This is a genomic window from Sandarakinorhabdus sp. FBCC-B8862 (genome assembly GCF_059745315.1).
On record NZ_CM185574.1, the window covers coordinates 400,372 to 412,508 of the forward strand.

General features: G+C 66.2%; 15 protein-coding genes. 2 read left to right on the forward strand and 13 right to left on the reverse strand.

The genetic code is table 11. The annotated features are described in order from the left end of the window. Positions 1-10: 10 nt before the first annotated feature. The 7 genes from AC6BOR_RS01985 to rpsB all read right to left on the reverse strand — a co-directional run bounded on the left by AC6BOR_RS01985 (position 11) and on the right by rpsB (position 5,957). Positions 11-1,171, reverse strand: a complete 1,161-nt coding sequence (locus AC6BOR_RS01985; protein WP_498059554.1) for a 1-deoxy-D-xylulose-5-phosphate reductoisomerase — start codon at positions 1,169-1,171, stop codon at positions 11-13. Next, entirely contained in the window at positions 1,168-1,965 is a 798-nt protein-coding gene (locus AC6BOR_RS01990; RefSeq protein ID WP_498059555.1) for a phosphatidate cytidylyltransferase, read from the reverse strand. Before AC6BOR_RS01990 ends, AC6BOR_RS01985 begins: the two co-directional genes overlap by 4 nt. Continuing rightward, positions 1,965-2,699, reverse strand: coding sequence for an isoprenyl transferase (locus AC6BOR_RS01995; protein WP_498059556.1), 735 nt, complete (start codon positions 2,697-2,699; stop codon positions 1,965-1,967). Before AC6BOR_RS01995 ends, AC6BOR_RS01990 begins: the two co-directional genes overlap by 1 nt. Then, positions 2,696-3,265 carry a ribosome recycling factor gene (gene frr, locus AC6BOR_RS02000; RefSeq protein ID WP_086116379.1) on the reverse strand — a complete coding sequence of 190 codons (570 nt, stop codon included), beginning with the start codon at positions 3,263-3,265 and terminating at the stop codon, positions 2,696-2,698. The genes AC6BOR_RS01995 and frr overlap by 4 nt, the downstream gene beginning before the upstream one ends. Beyond that, positions 3,258-3,992 (reverse strand): UMP kinase, encoded by a 735-nt coding sequence (gene pyrH / locus AC6BOR_RS02005; RefSeq protein ID WP_498059557.1) that lies wholly within the window; start codon positions 3,990-3,992, stop codon positions 3,258-3,260. Before pyrH ends, frr begins: the two co-directional genes overlap by 8 nt. 131 nt (positions 3,993-4,123) lie before the next feature. Beyond that, complete coding sequence (gene tsf, locus AC6BOR_RS02010; RefSeq protein ID WP_498059558.1) at positions 4,124-5,050, reverse strand: translation elongation factor Ts; 927 nt, start codon at positions 5,048-5,050, stop codon at positions 4,124-4,126. A 115-nt stretch (positions 5,051-5,165) separates the two neighbouring features. Then, positions 5,166-5,957 (reverse strand): 30S ribosomal protein S2, encoded by a 792-nt coding sequence (gene rpsB, locus AC6BOR_RS02015; protein WP_498059559.1) that lies wholly within the window; start codon positions 5,955-5,957, stop codon positions 5,166-5,168. A 191-nt stretch (positions 5,958-6,148) separates the two neighbouring features. On the opposite strand from rpsB, the gene AC6BOR_RS02020 reads away from it, so the two are divergent. Beyond that, positions 6,149-6,490 (forward strand): ArsR/SmtB family transcription factor, encoded by a 342-nt coding sequence (locus AC6BOR_RS02020; RefSeq protein ID WP_498059560.1) that lies wholly within the window; start codon positions 6,149-6,151, stop codon positions 6,488-6,490. Continuing rightward, positions 6,480-6,950, forward strand: coding sequence for an SRPBCC domain-containing protein (locus tag AC6BOR_RS02025; protein ID WP_498059561.1), 471 nt, complete (start codon positions 6,480-6,482; stop codon positions 6,948-6,950). The genes AC6BOR_RS02020 and AC6BOR_RS02025 overlap by 11 nt, the downstream gene beginning before the upstream one ends. Before the next feature lie 3 nt (positions 6,951-6,953). Here AC6BOR_RS02025 and AC6BOR_RS02030 read toward each other — a convergent pair whose 3' ends face one another. From AC6BOR_RS02030 to AC6BOR_RS02055, 6 genes are all read right to left on the reverse strand, one after another. After that, entirely contained in the window at positions 6,954-8,120 is a 1,167-nt protein-coding gene (locus AC6BOR_RS02030) for a PQQ-dependent sugar dehydrogenase (protein ID WP_498059562.1), read from the reverse strand. Positions 8,121-8,200: 80 nt separating this feature from the next. Continuing rightward, positions 8,201-8,704, reverse strand: a complete 504-nt coding sequence (locus AC6BOR_RS02035; RefSeq protein WP_498059563.1) for a DUF1993 family protein — start codon at positions 8,702-8,704, stop codon at positions 8,201-8,203. 332 nt (positions 8,705-9,036) lie between these two features. Then, positions 9,037-10,479, reverse strand: coding sequence for an NAD(P)(+) transhydrogenase (Re/Si-specific) subunit beta (locus tag AC6BOR_RS02040; RefSeq protein ID WP_498059564.1), 1,443 nt, complete (start codon positions 10,477-10,479; stop codon positions 9,037-9,039). Between the two features lie 15 nt (positions 10,480-10,494). After that, positions 10,495-10,806: a proton-translocating transhydrogenase family protein gene (locus AC6BOR_RS02045; protein WP_086116386.1), complete on the reverse strand. Its 312-nt coding sequence runs from the start codon at positions 10,804-10,806 to the stop codon at positions 10,495-10,497. Positions 10,807-10,819: 13 nt separating this feature from the next. Next, positions 10,820-11,947, reverse strand: a complete 1,128-nt coding sequence (locus tag AC6BOR_RS02050; protein WP_498059565.1) for an NAD(P) transhydrogenase subunit alpha — start codon at positions 11,945-11,947, stop codon at positions 10,820-10,822. Between the two features lie 22 nt (positions 11,948-11,969). Continuing rightward, positions 11,970-12,095 (reverse strand): aa3-type cytochrome c oxidase subunit IV, encoded by a 126-nt coding sequence (locus tag AC6BOR_RS02055; protein WP_498059566.1) that lies wholly within the window; start codon positions 12,093-12,095, stop codon positions 11,970-11,972. Between the last annotated feature and the right edge of the window lie 42 nt (positions 12,096-12,137).

Below are 12,137 nucleotides of genomic sequence, written 5' to 3' on the forward strand. Positions count from 1 at the left end.
GGCAGCGGGTTCATGCCGCCCGCCTGCGCACCAGGCCGCGCGCCACGTCGCGGGCGGCGGCATCCACCGCCACCACCTCTTCCAGCGTTTCAACCCGGCCCGATGGCACCATCGCCAATGTCTCCGCCACAATGGCGTCGATATCAAGGAAGCCGGCTTGCCCTTCGATGAACGCCGCCACGGCGATTTCGTTGGCGGCGTTCAGGATGCAGGGCGCGCTGCCGCCGGCCCGCATCGCAGACCAGGCCAGCGCCAGACAGGGAAAGCGTTCGAGATCAGGCTTTTCGAAGGTCAGCTGCGCGACCGCGGCAAAATCGAGCCGCTGCGCCGGCGTGGCAATCCGCTCCGGCCAGCCCATGGCATAGGCGATGGGGATGCGCATGTCAGGGCTGCCGAGCTGGGCCAGCACGCTGCCGTCATTATACTCCACCATCGAATGGATCACCGATTGCGGATGGATGATCACGTCCAGCTGATCGACCGACACCGGGAACAATTGCCCGGCCTCGATCAGCTCCAGCCCCTTGTTCATCAGGGTGGCGCTGTCGATGCTGATCTTGGCGCCCATGCTCCAGGTCGGGTGCTTGCAGGCATCCGCCACGCTCACCCCGCGCATCGCCTCGCGGCTGCGGCTGCGGAATGGGCCGCCGCTCGCGGTCAGGATCACCCGCTCCACCTGGGCCGGATCATTGTGCGGAAACACCTGGAAGATCGCGTTGTGCTCGCTGTCCACCGGCAGCAGCGTGGCGCCATGGGCCTTGGCTGCCGCGGTCACCACCGGGCCGGCGCAAACAAGGGTCTCCTTGTTGGCAATCCCGATCTGCGCCCCGCGCCGCACGGCGGCCATGGTCGGCGGCAGGCCGGCGGCGCCCACAATGGCGGTGATCACGATCTCGGCATCGCGGGCGGCGGCCTCCACCACCGCCTCCGGCCCGGCGCCGCTCTCGATACCGCTGCCGGCCAGCGCCTCCTTCAGCGCCTGCCCCAGCTGCGCATCGGCCACAGCGGCAAAGCGCGCGCCACAGGCCCGGGCCGCTTCGGCCAGCCGCACCACGTCGCTGCCGGCGGTCAACGCCTCCACCCGCCAGCGGCCGGGGTTGCGCGCCACCAGATCCAGCGCCTGGCTGCCCACCGAACCGGTGGCGCCCAAAATCGTCAGACTGCGCGTCATCCCGCCCACCCTGTCACAGCAAAAATTCCGGCCCCGGCCACCGCCACCGGCACCAGGCCATCCAGCCGGTCCATCACCCCGCCATGGCCGGGCAGGATCGTGCCTGAGTCCTTCACGCCGCAGCGGCGCTTCAGCCAGCTTTCATACAGATCACCCAGGATGGACAGGATGGCCAGCGGTACCGCCAGCATCGCCAGCCGCAGCGCGCCGGCCAAACCGGCATAGCCCGGCCACCACAGCATCAGCAGCAGCGACGCCGCCACCGCGCCCAGCAGGCCGCCAATGGCGCCGCTCCACGTCTTGTTCGGACTGATCGCCGGGGCCAGCTTGGGGCCGCCAATCGCCCGCCCGGTGAAATAGGCGACGATATCCGCGCCCCACACCACCAGCAACAGCAGCAACGTCGCCCATATGCCCCAGCCCTGCCCGCGCAGCCAAATGAGCGCGATGCCCGGCAGCCCACAATACAACAGACCGATCGCCGCCGGCCGCCCGGCCCCACGCGCCAGCTTGCCAGCCAGGATCATCACCATGCCGGCCGCACCGCCCAGCAGCATCAGGCCTTCATCCGGCTTTTGCAGCACGGCGGTGATCCACAGCATCAGCGCCAGCACAGCCAGACCAATGCGGCGCACGATCAGCGGCAACCGGTGCATCGCCGCCCATTCCGCCCACATCAGCAGCACCGCAACGGCCGCCAGCCCGGCAAAGGCGATGCCGCCCGCCCACAATGCCGCCACGGCCGTTGCCACCAGCGGGATGCCGGTGGCGATGCGTTTGCCCAGTTCGCCCATCAACGCCCGCCGAACCGGCGTTCGCGCCGGGCAAATTCAGCCAGCGCCGCACCCAGCGCCGCCGCATCGAAATCCGGCCAAAGCGTCTCGGTCACCAGGAATTCGGCATAGGCCGATTGCCAGAGCAGGAAGTTCGACAGGCGCAATTCGCCCGAAGTGCGCAGCACGGCATCGGGCAGCGGCCATTGCGCCGTGTCGAGCCGCGCCTCCAGCGCTTCGGCCGTCACATCGTCGGCGCTCAGGCGGCCGGCGGCAACATCCACGGCCAGGCCGCGCGCCGCGCGCACCAGTTCATCCTGCCCGCCATAGTTCAGCGCCATCACCAGCACCAAGCCCTGGTTGCCGGCCGTCCGTTCCCGCGCCCGCTCCAGCAGCGCCACCAGATCCGGCTTCAGCGCCCGCCAGTTGCCGATGAAATCCAGCCGCACGCCATTTCGGTGCAGATCGTCGATCTCGCTCTGCACATAATGTTTGAGCAGCCCCATCAGGTCGCTCACCTCGTCGGCCGGGCGCTTCCAGTTCTCGCTGGAAAAGGCATAGAGGGTGAGGACATCCAGCCCCAGCCCCGGCGCTGCCTCCACCACGCGGCGCACCGCCTCCACCCCGGCGCGGTGGCCGGCGATGCGCGGCAGCCGGCGCGCCTTGGCCCAACGGCCATTGCCATCCATGATGATCGCCAGATGCCGGCAACCACCGGCACCATCACCAGCCAACGGGGCGGCCGTCGCGCTCACTTGCCCAGGATTTCCTTTTCCTTGGCAGCGGTGGCGGCATCAATGTCCACCATCGCCTTGTCGGTGATCTTCTGCACATCGGCTTCGAGGCGCTTCTGCTCGTCCTGGCTGATCTTGCCCTTCTTCTCGGCGGCCTTCAGCGCCTCCATGCCGTCGCGGCGCACGTTGCGGGCGGCGATCTTGGCCTTTTCGGCATAGCTGCCAGCCAACTTCACCATCTCCTTGCGGCGCTCTTCCGTCATGTCCGGGATCGGCAGGCGCAGCGTCTGGCCATCGGTGATCGGGTTGAGGCCCAGGCCGGCCGAGCGGATCGCCTTTTCCACCGGCGTCACGTTGGAACGGTCCCACACCTGCACGGCCAGCATGCGCGGTTCCGGCACCGTCACGTTCGCCACCTGGTTCAAGGGCATCATGGAGCCATAGACCTCCACCTGCACCGTATCCAACAGGCTGGTGTTGGCGCGACCGGTGCGCAAAGACCCCAGATCATGCTTCAACGCTTCGATGGCGCCAGCGGTGCGGCGCTCCAGATCGGCCTTGAACGGGCCGGGCTCGAAATCAGCCATGTGCTTGTCCTTCCTCGGTTGCGCCAACCGTGGTGGAAACACCCTCGCCGGCCAGCACGCGGGCCAGGTTGCCGGGTTCACGGATGTTGAACACCACGATCGGGATATTGTTGTCACGGCACAGCGAGACGGCGGCCGCGTCCATCACCTTCAGATTGTCGGCCAGTACCCGGTCATAGCCGATGCGGTCGAAACGGATGGCAGCCGGGTTTGTCTTGGGATCGCTGTCATACACGCCATCCACGCTGGTGCCCTTCAACAGCGCATCGCATTTCATTTCCGAAGCGCGCAGCGCCGCCCCACTGTCGGTGGTGAAATAGGGATCACCCACGCCGGCGGCAAAGATCACCACCCGGCCCTTTTCCAGATGCCGTTCAGCCCGGCGCAGGATCACCGGCTCACACACCTTGTTCATTTCCACGGCCGATTGCACGCGGGTCGAAACGCCAATGGCTTCCAGCGCATCCTGCATGGCCAGCGCATTCATCACCGTGGCCAGCATGCCCATATAATCGGCGGTGGTGCGGTTCATGCCCTTGGCGGCGCCGGCCATGCCGCGAAAGATGTTGCCGCCGCCGATCACCAGGCAAATCTCGTGCCCGGCATCCTTGGCGGCCTTCACCTCGCCTGCCACGCGCGCCACGGTCGGCGGATCAATCCCGAACGATTGGTCGCCCATGGCGGCCTCGCCCGAAAGCTTCAACAGGATGCGTTTGAAACTGGCCATGGTCCCCCGATAATCCTGCCGTCTGCTGCCGCTAGGTCACTAGCGGCGCGCAGCCCCACTGCCAAGCGCCGCCGCGCAAAAAAGGCGGGCCAAGGTCACCCCCGGCCCGCCCCATTTGTTCAGCGCTGCAATTACAGGCCGGCGGCAGCAGCCACTTCGGCAGCGAAATCGCTCTGCTGCTTTTCGATGCCTTCGCCCAGCTGCATGCGCACAAAGCCCTTCAGCGTGATGGCGGTGCCGGCGGCCTTGGCGGCGGCGGCGACGACATCGGCAACCTTGGTCTTGCCGTCCATCACGAACAGCTGGTTCACCAGGGTCGATTCCTGGGCAAATTTGCGCACGCCGCCTTCGATCATCTTCTCGATGATTTCGGCCGGCTTGCCGCTGGTGGCAGCCTTTTCGCGGGCGATGGCGCGCTCACGCTCCACCAGGGCCGGGTCCAGGCCGGTTTCGTCCAGCGCCAGCGGGTTGGCGGCGGCGACATGCATGGCCAGCTGTTTGGCCAGCGGTTCCAGCACGTCGGCCGGGGCAGCCGATTCCAGGCCCACCAGCACACCGATGCGGCCGATGCCCGGCGCCACGGCGTTGTGGACATAGGCGGCAACCGTGCCCTGGCTCACTTCCAGGGTGGCGGTGCGGCGCAGGCTCTGCTGCTCACCGATGGTGGCGATGTTGGCGGTCAGCTTTTCCGCAACCGTGCCTTCGCCGCCCGGGAAGGGCATGGCGGCCAGCGCTTCGGCATCGGCGCCGCTGTCCAGCGCCAGGCCGGTCACGGTGCGCACGAACGCCTGGAAAATGTCGTTCTTGGCGACAAAGTCGGTTTCGCTGTTCACTTCGACAGCGGCGCCCTTCGTGCCATTCACGGCCACGCCCACCAGGCCTTCGGCGGCGGTGCGGCCGGCCTTCTTGGCAGCAGCGGCCAGGCCCTTGGCGCGCAGCCAATCGACGGCGGCTTCCATGTCGCCAGCGGTTTCGGCCAGCGCCTTCTTGCAATCCATCATGCCCGCGCCGGTCTTGTCGCGCAGGTCCTTCACCATGCTGGCGGTCACTTCAGCCATGGGATGCTCCTTTCAGGTTGAACTGGCGGGCCCATGCCGCGCCAGTGTGTAATCAGTGTGACAAGAGGCCGGATGCGCCTGCACCCGGCCTCCCGCGCATTGGGGGATGGAAGCCTCAGGCTTCCGGCTGGGCTTCTTCGGCCACCGAAGCGACCTCTTCAGCCAGATATTCCACCGGGGCTTCGTCCATCGCGCCCAGGTCCACGCCCATGTCGGCAGCGCGGCCCTGCTTGGCATCGATCACGGCATCGGCAATGGCGTTGACATAGAGCTGGATGGCCCGGCTGGCGTCGTCATTGCCCGGCACCGGGAAGGCGATGCCGCTGGGATCGGTGTTGGAATCGAGGATGGCCACAACCGGAATGCCCAGCACATTGGCTTCCTTGACGGCCAGCTCTTCCTTGTTGACGTCGATGATGAAGATCACGTCCGGCAGGCCGCCCATGTCGCGGATACCGCCCAGCGAGGCTTCGAACTTGTCGCGCTCGCGGGTCAGCTTCAGCACTTCCTTCTTGGTGAAGCCGGTGGTGTCGCCCGACAGGGTTTCTTCCAGCTGCTTGTACTTGCGGATCGAGCCCGAAATGGTCTTCCAGTTGGTGAGCATGCCGCCCAGCCAGCGATGGTTGACATAATGCTGGCCGCAGCGGCGGGCAGCTTCGGCGATCGGGTCCTGCGCCTGGCGCTTGGTGCCGACAAACAGCACCTTGCCGCCGTGCTGCACGGTGACGCGCACGAAATCCAGCGCGCGGGCAAACAGCGGCACGGTCTGCGACAGGTCGATGATGTGCACGCCATTGCGGTCACCAAAGATGTACGGCTTCATCTTCGGGTTCCAGCGATGGGTCTGGTGACCAAAATGGGCGCCGGCTTCAAGCAGTTGCGCCATGGTGACGACGGGAGCCGCCATAAATATCTACCTCCGGTTGGGCCGCCGCGGGGGAGTGGTCGGGAACGGATCCCGGCACCGGATATGTCCCCCCGCGTGGGGTTTTTGGAAGGCGCGCCATTAGCGGGCGCGCACCCGCCCGTCAAGTCACTGCGCGTGCCCCTTCCCCGCCCCCCTTGCAATGCCGCGCCATTCGCGCAATACTGAACCATATGGTTCACCATAGCCTCGATCACAGCTTCGCCGCCCTCGCCGATGCCACACGGCGCGGCATCCTTGCCCGCCTGGCCCAGGAGGATGCCTCCATCACCCGCCTCGCCAGCCAGTTCGACATGACGCTGACCGGCATGAAGAAGCATGTCGCCGTGCTGGAACGCGCCGGGCTGGTGACCACCCGGAAGGCCGGCCGGGTGCGCACCTGCACACTCGGCCGCAATGGCCTTGCCACCGAAGCCGCGTGGATCGCCGCCCAACGCGCCCTGTTCGAAGCCCGCTTCGCCGCGCTCGATACGCTGATCACCGAACTGCAGCAGGAGACCCAGCATGACCCATGACCAGGGCAGCACCCACGTGACCCGCCGCGGCGACCGCGAGCTCGTCGTGACCCGCCGCTTCGCCGGCCCGCCGGCCCTGCTGTTCCGCGCCTGGAGCGAGGCGGCCCTGTTCCGCCGCTGGTGGGTGCCGGCCTCGTTCACCGGCGCGCGCCTGGTTGATTGCGCCATGGATGCCCGCACCGGCGGCAGCTATCGCCTCGTCTATGGCACCGATGATGGCGCCGAAATGGCGTTCCACGGCCGCTATCTCGATGTCCTGCCCAACCAGCGCCTGGTCTGGACCAACGAGGAAGACAGCGACGGCGCCATCACCAGCGTGACCTTCATCGCAGACGGCGATGCCACGCTGGTGACGTTCAGCGAAACCTTTCCCAGCGCCGAGGCGCTGGAAGAGGCCATGCAGGGCAGTGCCGCCGCCCTGTCCGAACAGTTCGACCAACTCGCCGAACTGATTGCCTGAGCCTCACGGGGCCGGCGTCACCTTCAGCAGCTTGCCGTCGGCATCGTCGGTCACCAGGTAAAGCTCGCCGGCCGGGCCTTCCACCACGTCGCGGATGCGCTGCTTGCGGTCGGTGAGCAGCCGTTCTTCGCCCACCACCCGGTCATTCTTCAGCACCAGCCGCACCAGCGCCATGGAACGCAGACCGCCAATCAGGATATTGCCCTTATACTCCGGCATGGCCTTGCCGCTGTAGAAGACCATGCCCGACGGCGCGATCACCGGATCCCAATAATAGACCGGCTGTTCCATCCCGGCCTTCTGGGTGGCGTTGTCGCTGATCGGCTTGCCCGAATATTCCTCGCCATAGGTGATGCTGGGCCAGCCATAATCCTTGCCCTTGGCGATCAGGTTCAGCTCGTCGCCGCCCTGCGGCCCATGCTCCACTTCCCACACACGGCCCTTCTGGTCGATTGCCGCGCCCTGCACATTGCGGTTGCCATAGGTCCAGATTTCCGGCCGGGCGCCGGGCGTCTTCACGAAGGGATTGTCCTTGGGGATGGATCCATCGCGGTTCAGCCGGACGATCTTGCCGAGCAGGCTGTCCAGCTTCTGGGCCTGCATGCGGCCGGGCAGGATGGAGCGTTCGCCCAGCGTGATGATGATGCTGCCATCCTTGGGAAACAGCATGCGGCCGCCATAATGCTGGGTCGCGTCCAGCGTCGGCATCTGGCGGAAGATCACCTGCACATCGCGCATTTCGGCGCCCACCAGATGCCCGCGCGCCACCGCCGTGCCATTGCCGCCCTCACGCGGCTCGGCATAGCTCCAGTAAATCCAGCCATCGCCCGGATTGGCCAGGCCCAGCATGCCGCCCTGGTTGCGCGCGTCGGTCGCCGGCGTGCCGGTCACCGGCGTCTTGGTGCCATCGGCGCCCACGATGGTCAGCCGCCCGGCCGCCTTCTCGCTCACCAGGAAGCGCCCGCCCTCCAGCAGCGCCACCGCCCACGGCCGATTGAGCCCACGGGCCAGCTCGGTCACCTGCAGCCTGGTTTTCGAAACCACCCCTTCGGCGCGGGTCTGCCCGGCAAAGGCCGGCGACTTTTCCGGCACATTGGGCGGGCCCTGCACCACCGGGGCGGCAACGGCAGGGGCAGCGATCAGGGCGGCAAGCAGGATGGTGCGGGTCATGATGATCTCTCCTCGCCGCAGGCCATAACCTTCCTGCTCCCCTCCCTGCAAGGGAGGGGTCGGGGGAGGGTGTCTTCCGCTCACATCGCGATGCGCGGCCTGCCCATATAATCCATCTTGCCCAGCGCCACCCCGGCGTTGCGCAGGATGGCGTAGACCATGGAGGCGTGGAAATAGAAATTGGGCTGGCTGAAGCTCAGCAGGAAATCCTCCGATTTGAACGGCATCTTGCGCTCCCCAAACACGAACAATGTCGTGCCGCCGATGAAGCCCTCCATCTCGGCTTCGCTCACGCTGGCCAACGCTTCATCCGCTTCCCTGAGGGCCGCCGCGAAGGCCGCATAGCTCGCCTCCAGCGGCGCGCCGCCGGGGCTGAACTGGCCCACCCGCACCGCCGCAATCGCCCCGGCGCTGTGCATCGCCACCTGCTTCACCTGGAAGCCCAGCGGATACATGTCCGGCGCCAGCCGCGCCTCGGCCGGATCACAGGCGCCGGCGGCTTCCGCCTTGGCCAGAACCTGCAAGCAGCCGCCAATAATCTGGCGGCAAGACGGAACAAAGGCGGCGTGAAGCGAGATCGGCATGGCGGGCTCCCCTGTCTGTTTCAGGATTTGAGTGTGGCGCGGTTTTGGGAACGGGGCAAGCAACATCCTCCCCTCCAAGGGGAGGTGCCGAGCATCGCGAGGCGGAGGGGTGAGGCCAGGAGCGAACGTCGCCGGTCTGACCCAGCACGCGCGGCCGTCGGCGGAGCCGCCGAGTCCGCTTGGCGAGAGAGGTAGGAAGAAAGGAAGAGCGCGGCAAAGCCGCGCCGTCAGACGACACAAAAAAGGCGGCTTGAAAGCCGCCTTTTTCGGTCGCTGGCCGTGCTTGCGCGAGTCGGTGGATAGTGCTGCGCACTATCCACGCGCCGCGCTGCTCAATGCCCACCCCCATTCAGCCCCTTCACAATATTCTCCACCATCTTCTTCGCATCGGCCAGCAACATCATGGTGTTGTCCGCATAGAAGACCGGGTTGTCCACACCGGCATAGCCCACACCGCCCATGGAGCGCTTCACGAACAGCACGGTCTTGGCCTTCTCGACGTCCAGGATCGGCATGCCGTAAATCGGCGACGTCTTGTCGGTCTTGGCCAGCGGGTTGGTCACGTCGTTGGCGCCGATCACGAAGGCGACATCGCACTGGCCGAACTCGCTGTTGATGTCCTCCAGCTCGAACACCTCGTCATAGGGCACATTGGCTTCGGCCAGCAGCACGTTCATGTGGCCCGGCATGCGGCCGGCGACCGGGTGGATGGCGTATTTCACCGATACGCCTTCCTTCTTCAGCAGATCGCCCATCTCGCGCAGCGCGTGCTGCGCCTGGGAGACGGCCATGCCATAGCCCGGCACGATGATGACGCTTTCGGCATTCTGCATGATGAAGGCGGCATCGTCGGCGGAACCCGCCTTGTAGCTCTTGGCCGGGCCGCTGGCCTTGGGGCCACCGGCATCAGCCTCGGCACCAAAGCCGCCGGCGATCACGCTGATGAAGCTGCGGTTCATCGCCTTGCACATGATGTAGGAAAGGATCGCCCCCGACGAGCCGACCAGCGCACCGGTGATGATCATCGCGGTGTTCTGCAAGGTGAAGCCCATGGCCGCGGCCGCCCAGCCCGAATAGCTGTTCAGCATCGAGATCACCACCGGCATGTCCGCCCCGCCGATCGGGATGATCAGCGTGACGCCAATCAGGAACGACAAGCCCAGGATGATCCACAGCAGCGGCCCCTGCCCTGCAGCAGCGCCGGAGTCGGTGGCGAAGATGCCGGTCAGGATCAGGATGCCGGCCAGCACGCCCAAATTGAGCACATGGCGGCCCGGCAGCAGGATCGGCGAGCCCGACATGCGGCCCGACAGCTTCAAAAAGGCGATGATCGAGCCCGAGAAGGTGATCGCCCCGATGGCGACACCCAGGCCCATTTCCACCCGGCTCACGCCGAGGATCGCGCCAGCGGCATCGGTGATGCCAAAGGCGACCGGGTTCAGATAGGCGGCACAGCCCACCAGCACGGCGGCCATGCCCACCAGGCTGTGGAAGCCGGCGACCAGTTCCGGCATCGCCGTCATCTGGATGCGCTGGGCAATCACCCAGCCGATGCCGCCACCAATGGCGATGGCGCCGATGATCAGCGGCAGGCCGGTCGGGTGCAGGGCCAGCGTGGTGCCAACGGCGATCAGCATGCCGATCATGCCGTTGCGGTTGCCCGCCTGGGAGCTTTCCGGCGAGGACAGGCCGCGCAACGAGAGGATGAAGAGGACGCCCGAAACCAGATAGGCCAGAACGGCCCAGGCCGGGGTGGCGGCGACTGCGTGTTCCATGGTTTTGCCCCTGCCTTACTTCGAAGCCGCCGGCTTCTTGTCTTTCTTCTTGTACATGGCGAGCATGCGCCGCGTCACGGCAAAGCCGCCGAAGATGTTGATGCTGGCCAGCACCACACCCAACAGGCCCAGCCATTGCGATATGCCGCCGCCTTCGGTGATGGCCCCGGCCGCGGCCGCAATCAGCGCGCCCACGATGATCACCGATGAAATGGCGTTGGTCACCGCCATCAGCGGCGTGTGCAGCGCCGGCGTCACCGACCAAACGACATAATAGCCGACGAACACCGCCAGCACGAAGATCGACAGGATCGACAGGAAATCCATGGCGCGCGCCCCCTTAACCCAGCAGCCGTTCGTGGACGATTCTACCGCCCTCGGTCAGCTTGATGCCCTTCACGATGTCATCATCGGCGGGCCATTCGGCAGCCTTGGCCTCCTTGTTCCAGAAGGCCGAGATCATGTTGAAGAAGTTGCGGCTGAACAGCGCCGAGGCATCGGGCGCAATCCGGCTGGCCGGGTTGGAATGGCCGATGATTTTCACACCATGCACTTCCACCACCTGGCCGGCGACCGCGCCTTCGACGTTGCCGCCGCTGTCCACCGCAAGGTCAACCACCACGCTGCCTGGCCGCATGCTGGCCAGCTGCGCATCGGTGATCAGCCGCGGAGCCGGGCGGCCGGGGATCAGCGCCGTGGTGATGACGATATCCTGCTTGGCGATGTGGCTCGACACCAGTTCCGCCTGAGCGGCCTTGTACTCGTCGCTCATCTCGGTGGCATAACCACCGGCGCCCTCGCCCTCGATGCCCTTCACCTTGTCGACAAAGATCGCCTTGGCGCCCAGAGATTCAATCTGTTCCTTGGTGGCCGACCGCACGTCGGTGGCCGACACGACCGCGCCCAGGCGGCGGGCGGTGGCAATGGCCTGCAGGCCGGCAACACCCACACCCATGATGAACACGCGCGCGGCCGAAATGGTGCCGGCCGCCGTCATCATCATCGGGAAGGCGCGGCCATAGGCTTCGCCGGCATCGATCACCGCCTTGTAACCGGCGAGGTTCGACTGGCTGGACAGCACGTCCATCGATTGCGCCCGCGTCGTGCGCGGCATGAATTCCATGGCATAGGCGACCAGACCCGCCCCGGCATAGGCCTCGATCTTGGCGCGATCGTTGAAGGGGGACATGATGGCCGCCACGATGGTGCCGGCGGCAATGCCGGGCAGATCAGCGAGCTGCGGCGCCTGGATGCCCAGCACCATCTGCGCGCCGGCAATCACCTCGCTGCGCGATGCCACGGTCGCCCCGGCGGCGGCATAATCCGCATCGGAAATGCGCGCGCCAAAACCGGCGCCGCTTTCCACCGCCACGCTGGCGCCCAGCCCGATCAGCTTCTTCACCGTTTCCGGCGTCGCGCCGACGCGGCTTTCATTCGCCGCAATCTCTTTCAGCACCGCAATCTTCATGGCCGCCCCCTTGCCGCGTCAATCAGACCAGGAACACATAGAGCGCGACCACCACGGTGACGACAAAGATCGTCCCCCACTTGGCGGCGGCGGTGAAGCCCGAATAGGTCGATTTGTGACCGTCCATCGGATGATTGTTGCTGGCCATGGCTGGCAAAACCCTCAAAAATTGCGTGTTCACGTTGCACTG

Excerpts from the sequence above, each read along its gene's own strand:
- AC6BOR_RS01985 (WP_498059554.1), bottom strand. The coding sequence starts at position 1,171 with ATGACGCGCAGTCTGACGATTTTGGGCGCCACCGGTTCGGTGGGCAGC.
- AC6BOR_RS01990 (WP_498059555.1), bottom strand. The coding sequence starts at position 1,965 with ATGGGCGAACTGGGCAAACGCATCGCCACCGGCATCCCGCTGGTGGCA.
- frr (WP_086116379.1), bottom strand. The coding sequence starts at position 3,265 with ATGGCTGATTTCGAGCCCGGCCCGTTCAAGGCCGATCTGGAGCGCCGC.
- pyrH (WP_498059557.1), bottom strand. The coding sequence starts at position 3,992 with ATGGCCAGTTTCAAACGCATCCTGTTGAAGCTTTCGGGCGAGGCCGCC.
- tsf (WP_498059558.1), bottom strand. The coding sequence starts at position 5,050 with ATGGCTGAAGTGACCGCCAGCATGGTGAAGGACCTGCGCGACAAGACC.
- rpsB (WP_498059559.1), bottom strand. The coding sequence starts at position 5,957 with ATGGCGGCTCCCGTCGTCACCATGGCGCAACTGCTTGAAGCCGGCGCC.
- AC6BOR_RS02020 (WP_498059560.1), top strand. The coding sequence starts at position 6,149 with ATGGTTCACCATAGCCTCGATCACAGCTTCGCCGCCCTCGCCGATGCC.
- AC6BOR_RS02025 (WP_498059561.1), top strand. The coding sequence starts at position 6,480 with ATGACCCATGACCAGGGCAGCACCCACGTGACCCGCCGCGGCGACCGC.
- AC6BOR_RS02030 (WP_498059562.1), bottom strand. The coding sequence starts at position 8,120 with ATGACCCGCACCATCCTGCTTGCCGCCCTGATCGCTGCCCCTGCCGTT.
- AC6BOR_RS02035 (WP_498059563.1), bottom strand. The coding sequence starts at position 8,704 with ATGCCGATCTCGCTTCACGCCGCCTTTGTTCCGTCTTGCCGCCAGATT.
- AC6BOR_RS02040 (WP_498059564.1), bottom strand. The coding sequence starts at position 10,479 with ATGGAACACGCAGTCGCCGCCACCCCGGCCTGGGCCGTTCTGGCCTAT.
- AC6BOR_RS02045 (WP_086116386.1), bottom strand. The coding sequence starts at position 10,806 with ATGGATTTCCTGTCGATCCTGTCGATCTTCGTGCTGGCGGTGTTCGTC.
- AC6BOR_RS02050 (WP_498059565.1), bottom strand. The coding sequence starts at position 11,947 with ATGAAGATTGCGGTGCTGAAAGAGATTGCGGCGAATGAAAGCCGCGTC.
- AC6BOR_RS02055 (WP_498059566.1), bottom strand. The coding sequence starts at position 12,095 with ATGGCCAGCAACAATCATCCGATGGACGGTCACAAATCGACCTATTCG.